Raw genomic sequence first — 19,874 nt, forward strand, 5'->3', positions numbered from 1 at the left:
TAATAGCGCTCTACGGGGCGCTATTGAGGAGCGATTATGTCTTTTCATGATCCGCTAACGCTAAAACTGAGCCTGCGTGAAAAATTCGCCTACGGAGTGGGTGACTTCGGCTCAAATTTGATGCTGTGTATCGGCACACTGTATCTGCTTAAATTTTATACCGATGAACTAGGGATGCCGGCGTATTACGGTGGGATTATCTTTCTGGTGGCGAAGTTCTTCACCGCCTTCACTGATATGTTGACCGGTGTATTGCTGGACTCAAGGCGTAATATTGGCGCAAAAGGTAAATTCAGACCTTTTATTTTGTATGCGTCATTTCCTGTCGCAGTTGTTGCCAGCGCGCAGTTTTTGGCGACAGATTTTACGCTAACGGTAAAAACTGGGCTGGCGACAGTATTGTTTATGCTATTCGGTCTGTTCTATAGCCTGATGAACTGCTCCTACGGCGCGATGGTGCCTGCGATCACTAAAAACCCGCATGAACGCGCTCAGCTCGCCGCCTGGCGTCAGGGCGGCGCTACCGTTGGTCTGTTACTGTGCACCGTTGGCTTTATGCCGATTCAAGCGCTATTTGTCAGTTCATCCTCGCTGGGTTATCTGATCGCCGCACTGATCTTTTCAGTCTGCGGGCTGTTCAGCATGTGGTGGTGTTTCAGCGGAGTGAAGGAACGCTACATTGAAATCGTGCCGGATCACCATAAGCCCAGCATTCTCAAATCGTTCTGTGCCATTTTCCGTAACCCTCCCCTGCTGGTGCTGTGTGTCGCCAACTTATGCACGCTAGCGGCATTCAACATCAAGCTGGCAATCCAGGTGTACTACACCCAGTACGTGCTCAATGATATTCATCTGCTGTCGTGGATGGGGTTCTTCAGCATGGGATGCATTCTGGTTGGGGTGCTGCTGGTTCCCGCTGCGGTGAAACGCTTCGGTAAAAAGCAGGTTTACCTCGGCGGTCTGGCATTATGGGCTATCGGCGATGTACTGAACTTTTTCTGGGGCAGCACATCATTTTTGTTCGTGACATTCTCCTGTATGGCCTTCTTCGGAACCGCTTTTGTTAACAGCCTGAACTGGGCGCTGGTTCCGGATACAGTCGATTATGGTGAATGGAAAACGGGGATCCGCGCTGAAGGCTCAGTGTATACGGGTTATACCTTTTCGCGCAAAATTTCCGCTGCGCTCGCTGGGTTCCTGCCGGGCATCATGCTGACGCAAATCGGTTATATCCCCAACATAACCCAAAGCGATGCAACTTTGCTCAGCCTGCGTCAGCTTATTTTCCTCTGGCCTTGTGGGCTGGCCATTATCGCTGCATTCACAATGGGTTTATTTTATAAGCTCAATGAAACTCGCTTTGCTTTTATTATTGAGGAAATCAGCCAACGGAAGAAAAACAATACTCTATCGAATCCTGTTACCACTAAAAATAATACCTCTGCTGTAAACGTATAAAAATAATAGCCGCCTATTCCATCTTAATGGATGGCGGCCTCCCTACGCTTAAAAAATGGATTTATTATGAAAAAGTTAACAACAATAATTCTCTTATCTTCGGTTGCTTCTACCTCTGTTTTTGCGGGTGCCTATGTCGAGAACCGCGAGGCATATAATCTGGCGTCAGATCAGATAGAAGTGATGATGCGCGTTGGCTATAACTCCGATATGGGCGCGGGTATCATGCTCACCAACACCTACACCATGCAACGCAAGGATGAGTTAAAACACGGCTATAATGAAATAGAGGGCTGGTATCCGTTATTTAAACCGACAGATAAATTAACTATCCAGCCAGGTGGGTTGATAAATGATAAGAGTGCGGGTTCCGGTGGTGCGGCTTATCTGGATGTTAACTATAAATTTACCCCATGGTTTAATCTTACCGTGCGTAACCGATATAACCATAATAACTACAGCTCAACCGATCTAAACGGTGACCAGGACAATAATGATACCTATGAAATAGGCAACTACTGGAATTTTACTATCACCGATAAATTTTCCTATACCTTTGAGCCGCACTATTTTATTCGAGTGAATGACTTCAATAGCAGTAACGGAAAAGATCATCACTGGGAGATTACGAATACCTTCAAGTATCGTATCAATGAACACTGGTTACCCTACCTGGAACTACGCTGGTTAGACCGCAATGTAGAACCTTATCACCGCGAACAAAATCAAATTCGTGTCGGGGCTAAGTATTTCTTCTAATTCTTCCGGGATAAAAAAAGCCGCTGATAATCAGCGGCTTTTTTGTGCTTACCTGAAAAAGAGTGTTAATTACTCTTCTTTCGCGCCACGCATTGCACGGCGACGATCGTTTTCAGTCAGGTGACGCTTACGGATACGGATAGAGGTTGGGGTAACTTCTACCAGTTCGTCGTCATCGATGAATTCCAGAGCCTGCTCCAGAGTCATCTTAACCGGCGGAACCAGAACCGTTGCTTCGTCAGTACCAGACGCACGCATGTTGGTCAGTTTCTTACCGGTCAGGCAGTTTACAGTCAGGTCGTTAGAGCGGCTGTGAATACCGATGATCTGGCCTTCGTAAACTTCAGCACCGTGACCCAGGAACAGCTTACCGCGGTCCTGCAGGCTGAACAGTGCAAACGCAACTGCTTTACCCTGGCCGTTGGAGATCAGAACGCCGTTCTGGCGCTGACCCACATCACCCGCACGAACATCGTCGTAGTGGCTGAAAGTGGAGTACAGCAGACCGGTACCGGAGGTCATGGTCATGAATTCTGAACGGAAGCCGATCAGACCACGGCTTGGGATCACGTAGTCAAGACGTACGCGGCCTTTGCCATCTGGATTCATGTTTTTCAGGTCGCCTTTACGCTCACCCAGAGCCTGCATCACAGAACCCTGATGCTGCTCTTCAACGTCCAGCGTTACGTTTTCGAACGGCTCTTGTTTACGGCCGTCGATTTCGCGGAAGATTACTTTCGGACGGGAAACCGCCATTTCGAAACCTTCACGACGCATGTTTTCGATCAGAACAGACAGGTGAAGCTCACCACGACCGGATACACGGAACGCATCCGCATCTTCGGTTTCTTCAACGCGCAGCGCAACGTTGTGCACCAGCTCTTTGTTCAGGCGGTCAAGGATCTGACGAGAGGTAACATATTTACCTTCTTTACCGCAGAACGGAGAGGTGTTTACGCAGAAGAACATGGTAACGGTCGGTTCATCAACGGACAGAGCTGGCAGCGCTTCAACATTCTGCGGGTCGCAGATGGTGTCGGAGATGTTCAGTTCGCCCAGACCGGTGATCGCGATGATATCGCCTGCTTCGGCAATATCACTCTCGATACGTTCCAGACCCAGATGGGTCAGAACTTTACCGACTTTACCGTTACGGGTTTTGCCTTCGCTATCAATGATAGTGATCTGCTGGTTCGGTTTAACTTTACCGCGTTTGATGCGGCCGATACCGATTACGCCAACGTAGTTGTTGTAGTCCAGCTGAGAGATTTGCATCTGCAGCGGGCCATCAAGATCTACATTCGGAGCCGGTACACGATCAACGATAGTCTGATACAGCGGAGTCATGTCTTCAGCCATGTCTTCGTGATCCAGACCCGCGATACCGTTCAGCGCAGAAGCGTAAACGATCGGGAAGTCCAGCTGCTCGTCGGTAGCGTCGAGGTTAACGAACAGGTCAAATACCTGATCAACAACCCAGTCAGGACGCGCGCCAGGACGGTCAACTTTGTTGATAACAACAATTGGCTTCAGGCCATGGGCAAAGGCTTTTTTGGTCACGAAGCGCGTCTGCGGCATCGGACCGTCCATTGCATCCACCACCAGCAGCACGGAGTCGACCATGGACATTACACGTTCAACTTCACCACCGAAGTCGGCGTGCCCCGGGGTATCAACGATGTTGATACGGTAGTCATTCCATTTGATAGCGGTGTTTTTAGCGAGGATGGTAATCCCACGCTCTTTCTCCAAATCGTTGGAGTCCATCACGCGCTCTTGGGTTTCAGCACGTGCATCGAACGTACCGGATTGTTGGAGCAGCTTGTCTACCAGGGTCGTTTTACCATGGTCTACGTGCGCGATGATGGCGATGTTACGCAAATTTTCGATCACAACTTTGCCTCAGGCATTTTAGAAATAGCGCGTTATTGTACACGGATTAATCGCAGTACAAAACAGGATCACAAACATCCTCCGCAAACAAGTATTGCAGAGTTTCTTTGTGATCACATTCACGGAGCGTTAAAAGGGGTAATCTGACATGCTTTGCACCAATATGGTGCTTAATGTTCACATTAAAGCACTATAATGGTGCAATACAACCTTCATGGTGCAGCCCCTTTGCACGATGGTGCGCATGATAACGCCTTTTAGGGGCAATTTAAAAGTTGGCACAGATTTCGCTTTATATTTTTTATGGCGACACGGCCAATTTTTGCAGAATTGAAGACTTCGTTACCACGACGACAATGACCAATCCGGGAGAGTAAGTATGTCCGCTGAACACGTTTTGACGATGCTGAACGAACACGAAGTGAAGTTTGTTGATTTACGCTTCACTGATACCAAAGGTAAAGAACAGCACGTCACTATTCCTGCTCATCAGGTAAATGCCGAATTCTTTGAAGAAGGCAAAATGTTTGACGGCTCCTCAATCGGTGGCTGGAAAGGCATTAACGAATCAGACATGGTTCTGATGCCAGATGCGTCTACTGCTCTCATCGATCCGTTCTTTGAAGAGTCTACCCTGATCATCCGTTGCGATATCCTGGAACCAGGTACGCTGCAGGGCTACGACCGTGACCCACGCTCCATCGCTAAACGTGCTGAAGAATATCTGCGTTCTACCGGCATCGCAGACACCGTTCTGTTCGGGCCAGAGCCTGAGTTCTTCCTGTTTGACGACATCCGTTTCGGCGCATCTATTTCCGGTTCCCACGTGGCTATCGATGATATCGAAGGCGCATGGAACTCCTCCACCAAATACGAAGGTGGTAACAAAGGTCATCGTCCTGGCGTGAAAGGCGGTTACTTCCCGGTTCCTCCGGTAGATTCTTCTCAGGATATCCGTTCTACCATGTGTCTGATCATGGAAGAGATGGGCCTGGTTGTTGAAGCGCATCACCACGAAGTGGCGACTGCTGGTCAGAACGAAATCGCGACCCGCTTTAACACCATGACCAAAAAAGCGGACGAAATTCAGATCTACAAATATGTCGTTCACAACGTCGCTCACCGTTTCGGTAAAACCGCAACCTTTATGCCAAAACCAATGTTTGGCGATAACGGTTCCGGCATGCACTGCCACATGTCCCTGTCCAAGAACGGCGTAAACCTGTTCTCCGGTGACAAATATGCAGGTCTGTCTGAGCAGGCGCTGTACTACATCGGTGGCGTAATCAAACACGCTAAAGCGATCAACGCCCTGGCTAACCCGACCACCAACTCCTACAAGCGTCTGGTCCCGGGTTACGAAGCGCCGGTCATGCTGGCTTACTCTGCCCGTAACCGTTCTGCGTCTATCCGTATCCCGGTAGTTGCTTCTCCGAAAGCTCGTCGTATCGAAGTGCGTTTCCCGGACCCGGCTGCTAACCCGTACCTGTGCTTCGCAGCGCTGCTGATGGCTGGTCTTGACGGTATTAAGAACAAGATCCACCCGGGCGAAGCAATGGACAAAAACCTGTACGACCTGCCGCCGGAAGAAGCGAAAGAGATCCCACAGGTTGCTGGTTCTCTGGAAGAAGCACTGAAAGAACTGGATCTGGACCGCGAGTTCCTGACCGCAGGCGGCGTGTTCACTAATGAAGCGATCGATGCGTACATTGCGCTGCGTCGCGAAGAAGATGACCGCGTGCGTATGACTCCGCACCCGGTAGAGTTTGAGCTGTACTACAGCGTTTAATCGTTTGAGTTGCCGTGGAACTTTTAGCCTGCTCAGGCAGGCTTGAGATCGATGGCGAATGATAGGACGCCTGATGGCGCAATCTTACCAGGCCTGGAGGGTAACATTACCTTGTAGGCCGGATAAGGCAAAACCGCCATCCGGCATCTATGTTTGCCAGTCATCTGTAGCCCATCCCAGGATGGGCTTTTTTCTCCACTAACAACCTGCTTTTTCGCGCTTTTTTGATGTAAAACGCTATAATGCACTAAATTGGTGCAACACTTTTCAGGAGACTGCTGAATGGCAACCGGCACGCTGCCCGATGCTGGGCAGATCCTCAATTCTTTAATCAACAGCATCTTACTTGTCGACGATGAGCTGGCTGTACATTACGCCAACCCTGCGGCGCAACAGCTGCTCGCCCAAAGCTCCCGCAAACTATTTGGTACACCGCTTCCCGATCTGTTGAGTTATTTCTCCTTAAACATCGGACTGATGCGAGAGAGCCTGGAAGCAGGCCAGGGCTTTACGGATAACGAAGTGACGCTGGTGATAGACAGCCACTCACATATCCTCTCTGTGACCGCTCAGAGGCTGCCTGATGGCCTTATCTTGCTGGAGATGGCCCCTATGGATAACCAGCGCCGTCTGAGTCAGGAACAGCTCCAGCACGCCCAGCAGATTGCCGCCCGCGATCTGGTGCGTGGTCTGGCACATGAAATTAAAAACCCGCTGGGCGGATTACGCGGCGCGGCGCAACTTCTCAGCAAAGCACTTCCGGACCCGGCGCTGACCGAATATACCAAAGTCATTATTGAACAGGCGGACCGCCTGCGTAATCTGGTCGACCGTCTGCTGGGGCCACAACAGCCGGGAATGCACATCACGGAAAGTATTCACAAAGTGGCGGAACGCGTGGTGGCGCTGGTCTCGATGGAGCTGCCGGAAAACGTCACGCTAATCCGGGATTACGACCCAAGTCTGCCTGAGTTACTGCACGACCCGGACCAGATCGAGCAGGTTTTGCTGAACATCGTACGCAATGCTTTGCAGGCGCTGGGACCGGAAGGCGGCGAGATCATTCTGCGCACCCGCACCGCGTTTCAGCTCACGCTACACGGCATGCGTTACCGTCTGGCGGCACGAATTGATGTAGAGGATAACGGTCCAGGTATTCCCTCGCATTTGCAGGATACGCTGTTCTACCCAATGGTTAGCGGTCGCGAAGGTGGTACCGGCCTTGGATTATCTATCGCCCGTAATTTGATTGATCAACATTCCGGCAAAATTGAATTTACCAGTTGGCCGGGTCATACCGAGTTCTCGGTTTACCTGCCTATCAGGAAATAAGGTGACGTTTATGCAACGAGGAATAGTCTGGGTCGTTGATGACGATAGTTCCATCCGTTGGGTGCTTGAACGTGCGCTCGCAGGGGCAGGGCTAAGCTGTACCACATTTGAAAGCGGTAAAGAGGTACTGGACGCGCTGGCCAGCAAAACGCCGGACGTGCTGTTGTCGGATATCCGTATGCCGGGTATGGACGGCCTGACGCTGTTAAAACAGATTAAACAGCGGCATCCGATGCTTCCGGTCATCATAATGACCGCGCACTCCGATCTGGATGCCGCCGTCAGCGCCTATCAGCAAGGGGCGTTTGATTATCTGCCTAAACCTTTTGATATTGATGAAGCCGTGGCGCTGGTCGAGCGCGCCATCAGCCATTATCAGGAACAGCAGCAGCCGCGCAATGTTCAGATTAACGGCCCCACAACCGACATCATCGGCGAAGCGCCGGCAATGCAGGATGTCTTTCGCATTATTGGACGCCTGTCCCGATCGTCAATCAGCGTATTGATAAACGGAGAGTCAGGGACCGGTAAAGAGCTGGTCGCCCATGCGTTGCACCGTCATAGCCCGCGCGTCAAAGCGCCGTTTATCGCGCTGAACATGGCGGCTATTCCGAAAGATTTGATCGAATCTGAGCTGTTTGGTCACGAGAAAGGCGCGTTTACCGGGGCGAATACCATTCGTCAGGGGCGCTTTGAACAGGCAGACGGCGGTACGCTGTTCCTCGATGAAATTGGCGATATGCCGCTGGACGTGCAAACGCGTTTATTGCGCGTATTAGCCGATGGACAGTTTTACCGCGTTGGCGGTTACGCGCCCGTAAAGGTAGATGTACGCATTATCGCCGCCACGCACCAGAATCTTGAACTACGCGTGCAGGAAGGCAAATTCCGTGAGGACTTATTCCATCGGCTGAACGTCATTCGGGTACATCTGCCACCACTGCGTGAACGTCGGGAGGATATCCCCCGCCTGGCGCGTCATTTCCTGCAGGAGGCCGCCCGCGAACTGGGGGTGGAAGCCAAACAATTACACCCGGAAACTGAGGCTGCGCTCACCCGTCTGGCCTGGCCAGGTAACGTGCGTCAGCTTGAGAACACCTGCCGCTGGTTAACCGTAATGGCCGCCGGGCAGGAAGTACTGATTCAGGACTTACCAACCGAGCTGTTTGAAACCTCCGTGCCAGACGCACCGTCCCATATGCAGCCGGATAGTTGGGCAACGCTATTGGCACAGTGGGCAGATCGGGCATTACGCTCCGGCCATCAAAACTTGCTTTCCGAGGCCCAACCGGAGATGGAGCGCACGCTGTTGACTACCGCGCTCCGTCATACTCAGGGGCATAAACAGGAAGCGGCACGCTTGCTCGGCTGGGGTCGTAATACCTTGACGCGTAAGCTAAAAGAACTCGGAATGGAGTGACATATCGTCACTGTGTAAAGATTAATAATTGAGCGCAAATAGCTGCTATTTTGCGCTTTACTGTTCCGATGAGTTAAGTATGATCGTGCCCGGAAAACGGGGGGGAAGTCATCATGCTGGAATCAATCATTAATCTGCTGTCGAGCGGTGCAGTCGAAAGCCATACGCCACAAACTGCGGTCGCCGCAGTATTGTGCGCAGCGCTTGTTGGGCTTTTCAGCTAGCGGGTTCGCCGGGTGGCGCTTCGCTTACCCGACCTACGTATTGAGATTTTCGTAGGCACGATAAGCGAAGCGCCACCCGGAAAAGCGTTAAATCACCCGCGAGAATTGCTGCATCCGCGCTTTCTGGCGCAGATACGCATCGAAGCACATGCAAATATTACGGATCAGCAGACGGCCCTTCGGCGTGACCTGAATCCCCTTCTCATTGACATCCACCAGCCCATCCTTCGCCAGCGGTGCCAGCAGTTTCAGGTCTTCGGCAAAATAGTCAGCGAAGTTCAGATCCCATTGCTGTTCCACAGAGGCATAGTCGAGGCGGAAGTTGCAGATCAGGAGCTTAATAACATCACGACGAATGCAGTCATCGCGGGTCAGGGCAATTCCGCGCCACAGCGCGTCACCCTGCTCGTCTACCTGCTGATAATAGCGCTTCAGCTCTTTCTGGTTCTGCGCGTAGTTGTCACCAATCATACTGATGGCTGACACGCCCATTCCCAGCAGATCGGTATCACCCTGGGTGGTATAACCCTGGAAATTACGATGCAGCACACCCTTGCGTTGAGCAATCGCCAGCTCATCATCCGGGCGGGCAAAGTGATCCATACCAATGAACTGATAGCCAGTTTCGGTCAGTGAAGAGATGGTTTCCTGCAGGATATCCAGCTTCTGCTGCGCGCTGGGCAGGTCGGCATCTTTAATTTTGCGCTGAGCGGCAAACAGCGTCGGCAGGTGCGCGTAGTTAAAGACGCTCAGTCGGTCTGGATTCAGCTCAGCAACGCGTTTCAGGGTGAAGGCGAAACTTTCCGGCGTCTGTTTTGGCAAACCATAAATCAGATCGATGTTCGTTGAGGTAAAGCCAATCTCACGCGCATGATTCAGCAGCGCAAAGATAAACTCCTCATCCTGCTCACGGTTCACCAGGCGCTGAACTTCTTTATTGAAGTCCTGCACCCCCATGCTCAGGCGGTTAAAACCTTCAGCGCGTAAATGATCGAGCACATCCAGCTCAATTTCACGCGGATCCACTTCGATCGAAATTTCGGCGTCGTCGTTAAAGTTAAAGTTGCCACGTAGCAGCGACATCAAACGGCTGATTTGCGCTTTATTCAGGTACGTTGGCGTGCCGCCGCCCCAGTGCAGCTGACTGACATGGCGTCCGGCGAACAGCGGTGCGCGATGAATAATTTCTTGTTCTAAGACATCGAGGTATTGATCGGCTTTATGCTGCTGGCGAGTCACGACCTTGTTACAGCCGCAGAAGTAGCACAGCTTGTGGCAGAACGGGATGTGAACGTACAGCGAGAGAGGACGCTCAGGATAACGCGCCACGGCCTTTAGAAATGCCTCAGTGCCGTAGTCTTCAGAAAACTCCAGCGCGGTCGGGTACGAGGTATATCGTGGCCCGGAATAGTTATATTTCTGGATCAGGGCCAGGTCCCAGTCTATTAACTGCTCTGACATGCTTACTCCTTCCGATGGCGTCTCTGGCGGGTACGGCGTACCGACTTAACCCCAGTACGGGTGATAAGTCGGTTGCGCAGCCACTTCTGTCGCCGCGACAACCGCTGTAGTTTAACGAATAACCACACCAGATAACATATAACCGGAAGGGTTATAAGCAGGACGGGAAGACCCACGGTGTAAAACCGTTAGTTGCCGCCTTTCAGCAGGCGCATCATGTCTTCCTGCTTTTCTTCTTCTTCCTCTTCTTCCTCGTCATCGTAAGAAAGACCCAGCTTTTGCATCAGCTCATCGATGCGATCCAGCTTGGCATCAACCCAGGACTGATCTTCCGCGCTCAGGGTTTCTCCTGCTTCAAGACGCTCCAGCAGCGCATCCAGGCGCTCATCCGTTTCCAGTAAATCCAACTCAGCCTGTGGTGAAAGCATAGGTTTCTCACTCTTCGGTTTGTGCTGTTTGGTGACTTTTTCGGTCACGCCCAATGGAATGGGGGTTTTGCTGCCAATACGAGGATCTTTTTGCTTATTTTGGTTTCCGCCACCAGATGCGCCTTCGCTACCGGACGCACGGCTACCTGCCGCATGACCACGGTGTTTTTTCTGGCGCTTACGGTCGCGAGCTTCCTGGTTAATTTCTTCGCGTGTTTTACGACGCGCTTTTGCAGGACCTTTACCGCGTGGTGTAGAAGTTGGTTTCATCATGATTCGTCTTTGGCTGTTTTTATTCAGTATATAATTGCGCCGGAATCTAGCAGAAATAAAGAAAAAAGGCGACAGAGTAATCTGTCGCCTTTTTTCCTGACTCTCAACCCTTACGGGCTCTACAATCCCTGTTGGCTATCAACACACCCTGTTTTTCCCTTAGCCTGTAACATTCCGTGTTGTTTCCATTTCCTTTTACTAACGTCTCCGGACGTTTGTCTTCCTGACAATCCTGTGTCTTCGCCTCCTGGCGCTCCTGACCCTCATCCTGAGTCATCTATCCTTTCAGCTTCCTCGCTATGGACGCTACTTTACCGTTTTGGTTTAAACGTACAAGTAACTTGGGTAACAATTTCTGATTTTAAGAATAGCGCCCAAATGTAACCATATGATTTATTTTAGTTCTGTCATTTTTTACTCTGTCATCTCGTATAGAAACTGTCGGCAATGTCTCACAAAGCGCGGGGTTTTTACTTACACAGCCCACTCGTCGAAAAACCAGCCTTTTGCTGGGGTTCAGGTATAATCGCTGCAAAGCCCTGATTGATGGAGAGGACTGCTTTGACTAACTTGAATTATCAACAGACGCACTTTGTGATGAGTGCGCCTGATATTCGCCACTTACCTTCCGATACCGGTATCGAAGTGGCTTTTGCTGGCCGTTCCAACGCAGGCAAATCCAGTGCGCTAAATACCCTGACGAATCAAAAAGGTCTGGCGCGTACATCTAAAACGCCGGGTCGTACTCAGCTCATCAACCTGTTTGAAGTCGTTGACGGCAAACGCCTGGTCGATTTACCAGGATACGGTTATGCCGAAGTTCCGGAAGAGATGAAGCGTAAATGGCAGCGCGCGCTGGCTGAATATCTGGAAAAGCGTCAGAGCCTGCAAGGTCTGGTAGTGCTGATGGATATTCGTCACCCGTTAAAAGATCTCGATCAACAGATGATCCTGTGGGCAGTTGAGAGCAACGTTCAGGTTCTGGTACTGCTGACTAAAGCAGATAAGCTGGCCAGCGGTGCACGCAAAGCGCAGCTGAATATGGTACGTGAAGCCGTACTGGCATTTAACGGTGACGTGCAGGTAGAAGCATTTTCATCGCTGAAAAAACTGGGTGTGGACAAACTGCGGCAAAAACTGGATAGCTGGTTTAGTGAACTGGCACCGGTTGAAGAGGAGCAGGACGGGGAATAACCCACCGATATGCCGGATGGCGCCGTAGCGCGTTTTATCCGGCCTACAGCATGTGCAAAACTTTTCTTTCGCACAATAAAAAACGCCCCAGTCATTACTGACTGGGGCGGCTAAAATATTCAGCCAAATCCGATTACGTGAAGTAAAAGGTCTGAAAGATAGAACATCTTACCTCTGTACCCTACGAGAATAACTTTACTCTTTTTTGAGCAGCTCAGAAAGCACTTTTTGTAATTTTTTTTCATTCCTTACATAGGGAATTCTAATGGACATCACAAAAAGCTCTCTCTTATGTTGCTTAGTTACGAAAAAGGGGCGTTATTAAGTAAACCCTTAGTGCGCCTGATCCCAGTTTTCACCACTCCCGACTTCCACCAGCAACGGCACGTCAATCTGGGTCTCGTTTTCCATCAGTTGGTGGATCTTTTTAGAGACGCTTTCCAGATCATCTTTGTGCACTTCAAACACCAGTTCATCGTGTACCTGCATGATCATGCGCACGCGCGGTTGCTCGGTTTGCAGCCATCCATCCACAGCAATCATGGCTCGCTTGATAATATCTGCGGCAGTTCCCTGCATCGGGGCGTTAATGGCCGCACGTTCAGCACCAGCGCGACGAGCACCATTACTGGATTTAATATCCGGTAAATAGAGACGGCGACCTTCCAGCGTTTCTACATAGCCTTGCTCTTTCGCCTGCGCGCGGGTACGTTCCATGTATTCCAACACACCTGGGTAGCGTTCAAAGTAGAGATCCATGTACTTCTGTGCTTCTTTGCGCGGAATATTCAACTGGCGCGCCAAACCAAAGGCGCTCATCCCGTAGATCAAACCGAAGTTGATGGCTTTCGCGCTGCGGCGTTGCTCGCTGGTCACAGCATCAAGCGGTAAACCAAAAACTTCTGCCGCCGTTGCGCGGTGAATATCTTTCCCTTCGGCAAACGCGGTAAGCAGACCTTTATCACGTGAAAGGTGCGCCATAATACGCAGTTCAATCTGTGAGTAGTCCGCAGAGACAATCACGTAGTCTTCTGGCGCAATGAACGCCTGACGAATACGACGACCTTCGTCATTACGTACCGGGATGTTTTGCAGGTTTGGATCCGTTGAAGACAAGCGCCCGGTGGCGGTAACCGCCTGATGGTAGGAGGTGTGCACGCGTCCGGTTTTCTTGTTAATCATCAACGGAAGCTTATCCGTATAGGTCGACTTCAGTTTCGCTAAACCACGATATTCCAGGATCACTTTCGGCAATGGGTAATCCAGCGCGAGCTCTTCCAGTACCTCTTCCGACGTTGATGGCGCGCCGCCTGGGGTTTTCTTCAACGGCTTAATACCCTGCTTTTCAAACAGGATAGTTTGCAGTTGCTTAGTGGAAGAGAGGTTAAACGCTTCTCCGGCGATCTCGTGCGCTTTTTGCTCCAGCTCATTCAAACGCAGCGTCAGCTCTTCTGAATGCTTGTGCAGAACAGCCGGATCGATTTTCACACCGTTGCGCTCAACGCGAGACAAAACCGGCACCAGCGGCATATCGATATTTTCAAAGACGTTCAACGGCCCTTTATGCTGCTGCAATTCTGGCCACATCTTCAGATGCAGCTGTAACGTAACGTCGGCGTCTTCCGCAGCGTAACAACCAGCCTCTTCCAGTGCTATCTGGTTAAAGGTCAGCTGGTTTTTGCCTTTTCCAGCAATCTCTTCAAAGGTGATGGTCTTATGTTTCAGCCAGCGGTCCGACAGGCTGTCCATATCATGTCGTCCAGCGACGCTGTTAAGAATGTAGGATTCGAGCATGGTGTCAAAAGTGATGCCGCGCAGCTCGATGCCATAGTTCGCCAGGATACCGCGATCGTACTTCAGGTTTTGCCCGACTTTGTGCGCGTTCTCATCTTCCAGCAGCGGCTTTAGCAGCTCCAGCGCGCGGTCGCGCGCGATCTGGTCAGGGGCATCCAGGTAATCGTGGGCAACAGGAACATACGCCGCCACACCCGGTTCAATGGCAAAAGACAGGCCAACCAGATTCGCGGAAATGTTGTCCAGGCTGTCAGTTTCAGTATCGAAGGCAAAGACAGGTGCTTTTTTCAGCTTAGCGATCCACGCTTCCAGCGTCGCTTCGTCCAGAATCGTCACATAGTTATCGTACGAAAGAACCGTGGCCGGCTCCTCAGGCGTTTCATCGACGACAATAGTTTCTTGCGGTTTTGCCCCCGGCTTCGTCCCTTTAGCCTGTAGCCATTTACCCGCTTCAACGTCGGTAACCCAACGTTTAAATTCATACTGTTTAAACAGGCCAAGCAGTTCTTCTGCAGCGGGCTGACGCACTTCAAGCTGCTCACAGGTCAATTCCAGCTCAACATCCGTTTTGATGGTAGCCAATTGATAAGAGAGGTACGCCACCTCTTTGTTCTGCTCAAGTTTGCCCGCCATGGTTTTCGCACCACGGAAGGTCAGCCCCGCTATTTTGTCTGATTCGGCATAGAGGGTATCCAGCCCACCCAGCCCCTGCAGCAGTGCCTGAGCGGTTTTTTCGCCTACGCCTGGAACGCCAGGAATGTTATCTGAGGAATCCCCCATCAGCGCCAGGAAATCGATGATCAGTTCCGGCGGGACGCCGTACTTATTCACAACTTCTTCCGGGCCGAGGATCGTATTGGTCATGGTGTTGATAAGGGTGATATTCGGCGTCACTAACTGAGCCATATCTTTATCACCGGTGCTAATCAGCACCGGGCGACCGATCTTCTCTGCTTCCCGCGCCAGCGTACCGATAACATCGTCCGCCTCCACGCCAGAAACAGCCAACAGTGGCAGCCCCATCGCCTTTACCATCGCATGCAGAGGTTCAATCTGCGCACGCAGATCGTCCGGCATCGGTGGGCGGTGAGACTTATAATGTTCGAATAATTCATCACGGAAGGTTTTACCCTTGGCGTCGAATACCACCGCTGCATGGGTTGGTTGATATTGCAGAATCAAGCTACGCAGCATGTTGAGGACACCGTACATCGCGCCCGTAGGTTCTCCTGCGCTGTTAGTCAGCGGTGGGAACGCGTGGTATGCGCGATACAGGTAAGATGAGCCATCTACAAGGATAAGTGGGTTTTCTGGGATCTGAACCATAATGTCCGTGCCTGTTTATCAGATTATGGGTAAAGGATGCCACAGACAGGATGAAAACATGAGTTTTTCGCCGCATTTGTCGAAAAACTTTTGCAGATCTTCTGCTTTGCTCGCAAAGACAGCTGTGGATAACTTTGTGAATAAATAATTTTCAGCTCTTTAAATATAGCAAGGCAATTAATGCTCCATTATATTTATACAACAATTTCAATTGGTTAAATAAACTCACGGCATTTTATTCCATTTTTACAGCTTATATCCTGATGTGGATAGATATTCTCTTTTTTTCTATTCAGGGAAGATCCATCATTTGGTTCGTTTTCTGATAAAATCAGCCCCTTGCGCCTCTTTCGCGCACTGTCTATGGCTAACCTTTTGAATAATTTAATTATGACGAGAATACTCGCTGCGATAACGCTGTTGCTGAGTATCGTGTTGACCATATTGGTCACGATTTTTTGTTCTGTGCCGATCATCCTTGCCGGAGTTGTGAAACTCCTTTTGCCCATTCCTGTCGTCTGGCGCAAGGTTTCCGTCTTCTGTAATTTCATGATGTACTGCTGGTGTGAAGGTCTGGCGCTACTGCTACACCTTAATCCGCGGCTGAAGTGGGATGTTGAAGGGCTGGAAGGTCTTAGCAAGAAAAACTGGTATCTGCTCATTTGTAATCATTACAGCTGGGCCGATATCGTTGTGCTTTGCGTTCTGTTCCGTAAGCACATCCCGATGAATAAATATTTCCTCAAGCAGCAGTTGGCCTGGGTGCCCTTTATTGGCCTGGCCTGCTGGGCGCTGGATATGCCGTTTATGAAACGCTATTCACGTGGCTATCTGCTTCGCCATCCGGAACGCCGTGGTAAAGATGTCGAAACAACGCGTCGTTCCTGCGAGAAGTTTCGCGTACACCCGACAACCATTGTGAATTTTGTCGAAGGTTCACGCTTTACCAAAGATAAACGTGAGCAAACCCGCTCTCCTTATCAAAACCTGCTCCCTCCTAAAGCGGCAGGTATTGCAATGGCATTGAACGTACTGGGGTCACAGTTCGATAAAATGTTGAACGTCACGTTGTGCTATCCGGAAAACAGTAGCCGACCGTTCTACGATATGCTGAGCGGTAAGCTAACGCGGATTGTCGTGCGGGTGAATCTGGAGCCAATCCATGAAGAGTTACACGGTGATTACGTGAACGATAAGGCATTCAAGCGCCGCTTTCAGCTGTGGTTGAATACGCTGTGGAGTGAGAAAGACGCGCAGCTCGACGCGATTAAAGCCTCAAAATAAAAAAGCCGGTCAGTGACCGGCTTTTGCTTTTACTTCTGACCGACCAGGTATTTCACGGTATCCGCATACTGTTGTACAAAGATATCCATGCTGCTGGTATCCATGCCTTGCGGATTTACCTGATATTTACCATTCACGAACATCGCCGGAACGCCCTGCAGCTGTAAATCAGCCGCTGCTTTTTCCTGCTGTGCCACGAGAGATTTCACTACGAAGCTGTTCCATGCCGCATCATAGTCTTCGCCTTTAATACCCGCATCGACAAACACTTTACGGATATCAGCAACAGACTGAACGGTCTGGGTTTTCTGAACCCCTTCAAACAGCGGAACAGTGACCTGATCTTCAACGCCCAGCGCCATTGCAACCGCCCATGCCTGCGTCAGATCTTTGCCCAAAGGCCCGAGAAACTCGACGTGGTATTTGGTCATCTTGGTGCCTTCCGGCAGTTTTTTCTTCACGTTATCAGATACATGAAGCACTTCTTCAAACTGATAGCAGTGCGGGCAGTAGAAGGAGAAGAACTCCAACACTTGCGGTTCACCCGCAACAGGCTTCTCCAGGGTGATGTATTGTTTACCATCCTGGAACTGCGCTGCAGATGCGCTAAAAGCTAAGACCATACCAGCCAGCGCCAGCCATATTTTTTTCATGTTCAAGTTTCTCCGATTAATACATTGGCGTTAATTGTAAGGGGGGCTCTTGCAGAATTTTTGCCTGCTCAATAAAGGTTGCGGTCTGACGATGCCAGTAATCTTCCCCGGTTAACCACGGGAAGTTTTTTGGGAACGCAGGGTCAGCCCAACGTCGAATCAGCCAAGCAAGATAATAAACTAAACGCATAGCGCGTAAAGGCTCTATCAGTCCGATTTCCGCCGTGTCGAACTCACTAAACTCTTCATAAGCCTCGATAATGGTTTCTAGCTGCATGCGTTGTTCAGCTTTATCACCATTGAGGAGCATCCATAAATCCTGAATAGCCGGACCATTGCGGGCATCATCTAAATCGACAAACATCGGGCCATCGCGCCACAGAATATTACCGGCATGACAATCACCGTGCAGGCGTAACGTGGTAAAACGCGTATGCCAGCGTTCGGTAACAATCGCGATAAGCGCATCCGTTGCCTTCAGGAAAGCCGCTTTTTGCCCTGATGGGATAAGCTGTGCGTGTTCAAAAACTTTACGCGGCTCAGCCAGGTACTCTTCAAGGCCAATCGTTGGGCGGAAGGCAAAAGTACGCTTGCATCCGGTCTGGTGCATACGCCCGAGATAGCGCCCCACCGCCTCCATCTGATCGATGTTGTCGGCTTCAAACTGGCGTCCACCGACGCTGGGGAAGATCGCATAATGGAAACCCTGATGGCTTAACAGCGTTTGGCCGTTCAGTACCAACGGCGCAGCTACCGGAACTTCATCGCTTACCAGTTCCAGAGCAAACTGGTGCTCTTCCTGGATCTGATCGACAGACCAACGTTCAGGGCGATAAAACTTAACGACAAAGCGTCGACGCTCTTCGTCCTGGAATTGATAGACACGGTTTTCATAGCTGTTAAGCGGGGTAAGCCCGGAATCCACCCGGATCCCCTGCTCAAACAGTGCATCCATGATGGTATCCGGGTGTAGCGTCTGGAAATTAAAAGCGTTGTCGTTCATCCCATCATCCGGAAAATACTACGAATGATTCAGGATATCATTTCGCAGCGCTTTCGGTGGCGGCGATTACAAGCTTTTACTCTTTAATTACACCACGAGCGCGGAGTAGTGCAGTTTTAAAATCTTCTTCATAATCTTTCTGAATACCTGGAATGACAGCATCCTTCGCTGAGTCTCGCATTTTCAGGTGATAGATCAGAATGTCATCAGTTAAATCCGCCAGTTCGCCGTCAAAACCTGACTCTTGCGCCAGTTTCTGCAAAAATTGCATCAGGTTAAGATCGGGTTCCTTCTGCCAGGCTGGCTGGAGGAGTTCAATAACTTCATTCAGACGTTTACATTTCATGGTTGTGCTCCTTAGGCTCAATACAGATACGTTAGCAGGGTCAATCCCACATTAAAAGAGGCGATATCAGTGATTCTGGATAGTGCAATAACAGGGGTTGTGCTGGCTGGCGGTAAGGCCAGACGGATGGGTGGAACCGATAAAGGTCTGCTTGAACTGGACGGTAAACCTCTTTGGCGGCATGTGGCCGACATTCTCGCTTTGCAGGTCGAAACCGTGGTGGTTAATGCCAATCGCCACCGGGATATATACCAGCAAAGCGGCCTGAAAGTTATTCCCGATTCCTTGGCCGATTTCCCTGGCCCACTGGCCGGGATGCTATCGGTATTCCTGCAGCAAACGGGGGAGTGGTTTCTGTTTTGCCCGTGCGATATGCCCTATATTCCTCACGATCTGGTCGCTCGTCTAAAAGAGCAACGTAAAGATGCACCCGTTGTCTGGGTGCATGATGGGGAAAGAGATCACCCAACCATTGCGCTGATGCACCGCTCTATGCAGCCTTTGCTGCAGGATTATCTTCAGTCCGGTGAACGACGTGTCATGGTCTTTATGCGTCTGGCTGGCGGTCATGCTGTCGATTTCAGCGATCATAAAGATGCGTTCGTAAACGTGAATACCCCCGAAGAGCTCGCAAAATGGCAGGAAAAATCATGATCCCATTACTCGCCATTGCGGCATGGAGCGGCACGGGAAAAACCACGCTGCTCAAAAAGTTGATCCCGGAACTACGTGCCAGAGGTATACGTCCCGGATTGATTAAACATACTCATCACAATATGGATGTCGACAAGCCCGGTAAAGATAGTTATGAACTGCGCAAAGCCGGTGCAGCACAAACGCTGGTCGCCAGCCAGCAACGTTGGGCATTAATGGTAGAAACACCGGAAGAGTCCGAACTGGATTTAGCGTATCTGGTAAGCCGGATGGATGCAGCGACGTTGGATCTAGTGCTGGTTGAAGGGTTTAAGCATGAACCTGTCGCTAAGATCGTGCTTTTTCGCGACGGTTGCGGGCATAGTCCTGAAGAATTGGCGATAGACGAATATGTTATCGCGGTTGCCAGTGATGTTCCGCTGGCGGTGGATGTTCCATTGTTAGACATCAACGATATACAGCAACTTGCTGATTTTGTTACGCAATGGATAAGATGGTAACCGTGGTGCTGCGATGTGCCTGATGCGCTGCGCTTATCAGGCCTACAAAATACATTCAGCCCAGCCCCTGCAGGCCGGATAAG

19 protein-coding genes and 1 pseudogene are annotated in these 19,874 nt (G+C 50.6%); 10 read left to right on the top strand and 10 right to left on the bottom strand.

The annotated features are described in order from the left end of the window. The first annotated feature begins 36 nt into the window (after positions 1-36). Both OGX94_RS01535 and ompL read left to right on the top strand, forming a co-directional pair. Positions 37-1,458: an MFS transporter gene (locus OGX94_RS01535; protein WP_286568530.1), complete on the top strand. Its 1,422-nt coding sequence runs from the start codon at positions 37-39 to the stop codon at positions 1,456-1,458. A 66-nt stretch (positions 1,459-1,524) separates the two neighbouring features. Further along, the gene (gene ompL, locus OGX94_RS01540; RefSeq protein ID WP_003825311.1) at positions 1,525-2,217 is read left to right on the top strand and encodes a porin OmpL; all 693 of its coding nucleotides are present in this window, start codon (positions 1,525-1,527) and stop codon (positions 2,215-2,217) included. Between the two features lie 69 nt (positions 2,218-2,286). Here the strand turns inward: ompL and typA are convergent, their stop codons facing one another. After that, positions 2,287-4,110, bottom strand: coding sequence for a ribosome-dependent GTPase TypA (gene typA, locus OGX94_RS01545; RefSeq protein ID WP_003028641.1), 1,824 nt, complete (start codon positions 4,108-4,110; stop codon positions 2,287-2,289). A 379-nt stretch (positions 4,111-4,489) separates the two neighbouring features. Between typA and glnA the strand changes: the two genes are divergently transcribed. The 4 genes from glnA to OGX94_RS01565 all read left to right on the top strand — a co-directional run bounded on the left by glnA (position 4,490) and on the right by OGX94_RS01565 (position 8,875). Further along, positions 4,490-5,899: a glutamate--ammonia ligase gene (gene glnA / locus OGX94_RS01550; protein ID WP_003825314.1), complete on the top strand. Its 1,410-nt coding sequence runs from the start codon at positions 4,490-4,492 to the stop codon at positions 5,897-5,899. Between the two features lie 282 nt (positions 5,900-6,181). Beyond that, complete coding sequence (gene glnL / locus OGX94_RS01555) at positions 6,182-7,231, top strand: nitrogen regulation protein NR(II) (protein WP_008786986.1); 1,050 nt, start codon at positions 6,182-6,184, stop codon at positions 7,229-7,231. 10 nt (positions 7,232-7,241) lie between these two features. Then, on the top strand, positions 7,242-8,651 hold the full coding sequence (gene glnG, locus OGX94_RS01560) for a nitrogen regulation protein NR(I) (RefSeq protein WP_003825317.1): 1,410 nt from the start codon (positions 7,242-7,244) through the stop codon (positions 8,649-8,651). A 113-nt stretch (positions 8,652-8,764) separates the two neighbouring features. Next, positions 8,765-8,875 (top strand): YshB family small membrane protein, encoded by a 111-nt coding sequence (locus OGX94_RS01565; RefSeq protein ID WP_020996121.1) that lies wholly within the window; start codon positions 8,765-8,767, stop codon positions 8,873-8,875. Positions 8,876-8,962: 87 nt separating this feature from the next. On the opposite strand, the gene hemN is transcribed toward OGX94_RS01565, so the two are convergent. From hemN to OGX94_RS01580, 3 genes are all read right to left on the bottom strand, one after another. After that, on the bottom strand, positions 8,963-10,336 hold the full coding sequence (gene hemN / locus OGX94_RS01570) for an oxygen-independent coproporphyrinogen III oxidase (RefSeq protein WP_257662358.1): 1,374 nt from the start codon (positions 10,334-10,336) through the stop codon (positions 8,963-8,965). 188 nt (positions 10,337-10,524) lie between these two features. Then, positions 10,525-11,034 (bottom strand): Der GTPase-activating protein YihI, encoded by a 510-nt coding sequence (gene yihI, locus OGX94_RS01575; RefSeq protein ID WP_003028627.1) that lies wholly within the window; start codon positions 11,032-11,034, stop codon positions 10,525-10,527. 106 nt (positions 11,035-11,140) lie between these two features. Continuing rightward, positions 11,141-11,314 carry a hypothetical protein gene (locus OGX94_RS01580; RefSeq protein WP_122973887.1) on the bottom strand — a complete coding sequence of 58 codons (174 nt, stop codon included), beginning with the start codon at positions 11,312-11,314 and terminating at the stop codon, positions 11,141-11,143. Between the two features lie 284 nt (positions 11,315-11,598). Here OGX94_RS01580 and yihA point away from each other — a divergent pair, with 284 nt between their 5' ends. Beyond that, on the top strand, positions 11,599-12,231 hold the full coding sequence (yihA, locus tag OGX94_RS01585) for a ribosome biogenesis GTP-binding protein YihA/YsxC (RefSeq protein WP_063941722.1): 633 nt from the start codon (positions 11,599-11,601) through the stop codon (positions 12,229-12,231). 119 nt (positions 12,232-12,350) lie between these two features. Here the strand turns inward: yihA and spfP are convergent, their stop codons facing one another. From spfP to OGX94_RS24915, 3 genes are all read right to left on the bottom strand, one after another. Further along, on the bottom strand, positions 12,351-12,398 hold the full coding sequence (gene spfP, locus OGX94_RS24910; protein WP_071892919.1) for a small protein SpfP: 48 nt from the start codon (positions 12,396-12,398) through the stop codon (positions 12,351-12,353). A gap of 166 nt (positions 12,399-12,564) precedes the next feature. Continuing rightward, positions 12,565-15,351 (bottom strand): DNA polymerase I, encoded by a 2,787-nt coding sequence (gene polA / locus OGX94_RS01590; protein WP_257662359.1) that lies wholly within the window; start codon positions 15,349-15,351, stop codon positions 12,565-12,567. A gap of 215 nt (positions 15,352-15,566) precedes the next feature. Beyond that, positions 15,567-15,902: a hypothetical protein gene (locus tag OGX94_RS24915; protein WP_230320052.1), complete on the bottom strand. Its 336-nt coding sequence runs from the start codon at positions 15,900-15,902 to the stop codon at positions 15,567-15,569. On the opposite strand from OGX94_RS24915, the pseudogene yihG reads away from it, so the two are divergent. Further along, positions 15,784-16,651, top strand: a pseudogene (gene yihG, locus OGX94_RS01595) (1-acylglycerol-3-phosphate O-acyltransferase, YihG family). The gene OGX94_RS24915 and the pseudogene yihG sit on opposite strands and share 119 nt — an antisense overlap. Before the next feature lie 13 nt (positions 16,652-16,664). Here yihG and dsbA read toward each other — a convergent pair. From dsbA to OGX94_RS01610, 3 genes are all read right to left on the bottom strand, one after another. Further along, positions 16,665-17,288 carry a thiol:disulfide interchange protein DsbA gene (dsbA, locus tag OGX94_RS01600; RefSeq protein ID WP_003028621.1) on the bottom strand — a complete coding sequence of 208 codons (624 nt, stop codon included), beginning with the start codon at positions 17,286-17,288 and terminating at the stop codon, positions 16,665-16,667. 16 nt (positions 17,289-17,304) lie between these two features. Then, positions 17,305-18,291, bottom strand: coding sequence for a serine/threonine protein kinase (locus OGX94_RS01605; RefSeq protein ID WP_257662360.1), 987 nt, complete (start codon positions 18,289-18,291; stop codon positions 17,305-17,307). A gap of 76 nt (positions 18,292-18,367) precedes the next feature. Continuing rightward, complete coding sequence (locus tag OGX94_RS01610; RefSeq protein ID WP_003028616.1) at positions 18,368-18,637, bottom strand: YihD family protein; 270 nt, start codon at positions 18,635-18,637, stop codon at positions 18,368-18,370. Positions 18,638-18,706: 69 nt separating this feature from the next. Here OGX94_RS01610 and mobA point away from each other — a divergent pair, with 69 nt between their 5' ends. Continuing rightward, on the top strand, positions 18,707-19,291 hold the full coding sequence (gene mobA, locus OGX94_RS01615) for a molybdenum cofactor guanylyltransferase MobA (protein WP_003825335.1): 585 nt from the start codon (positions 18,707-18,709) through the stop codon (positions 19,289-19,291). Beyond that, on the top strand, positions 19,273-19,791 hold the full coding sequence (gene mobB / locus OGX94_RS01620) for a molybdopterin-guanine dinucleotide biosynthesis protein MobB (protein ID WP_257662361.1): 519 nt from the start codon (positions 19,273-19,275) through the stop codon (positions 19,789-19,791). Before mobA ends, mobB begins: the two co-directional genes overlap by 19 nt. The last annotated feature ends 83 nt before the right edge of the window (positions 19,792-19,874 follow it).

The organism is Citrobacter sp. Cpo037 (genome assembly GCF_030332945.1).
Classification (GTDB): Bacteria; Pseudomonadota; Gammaproteobacteria; order Enterobacterales; family Enterobacteriaceae; genus Citrobacter; species Citrobacter portucalensis.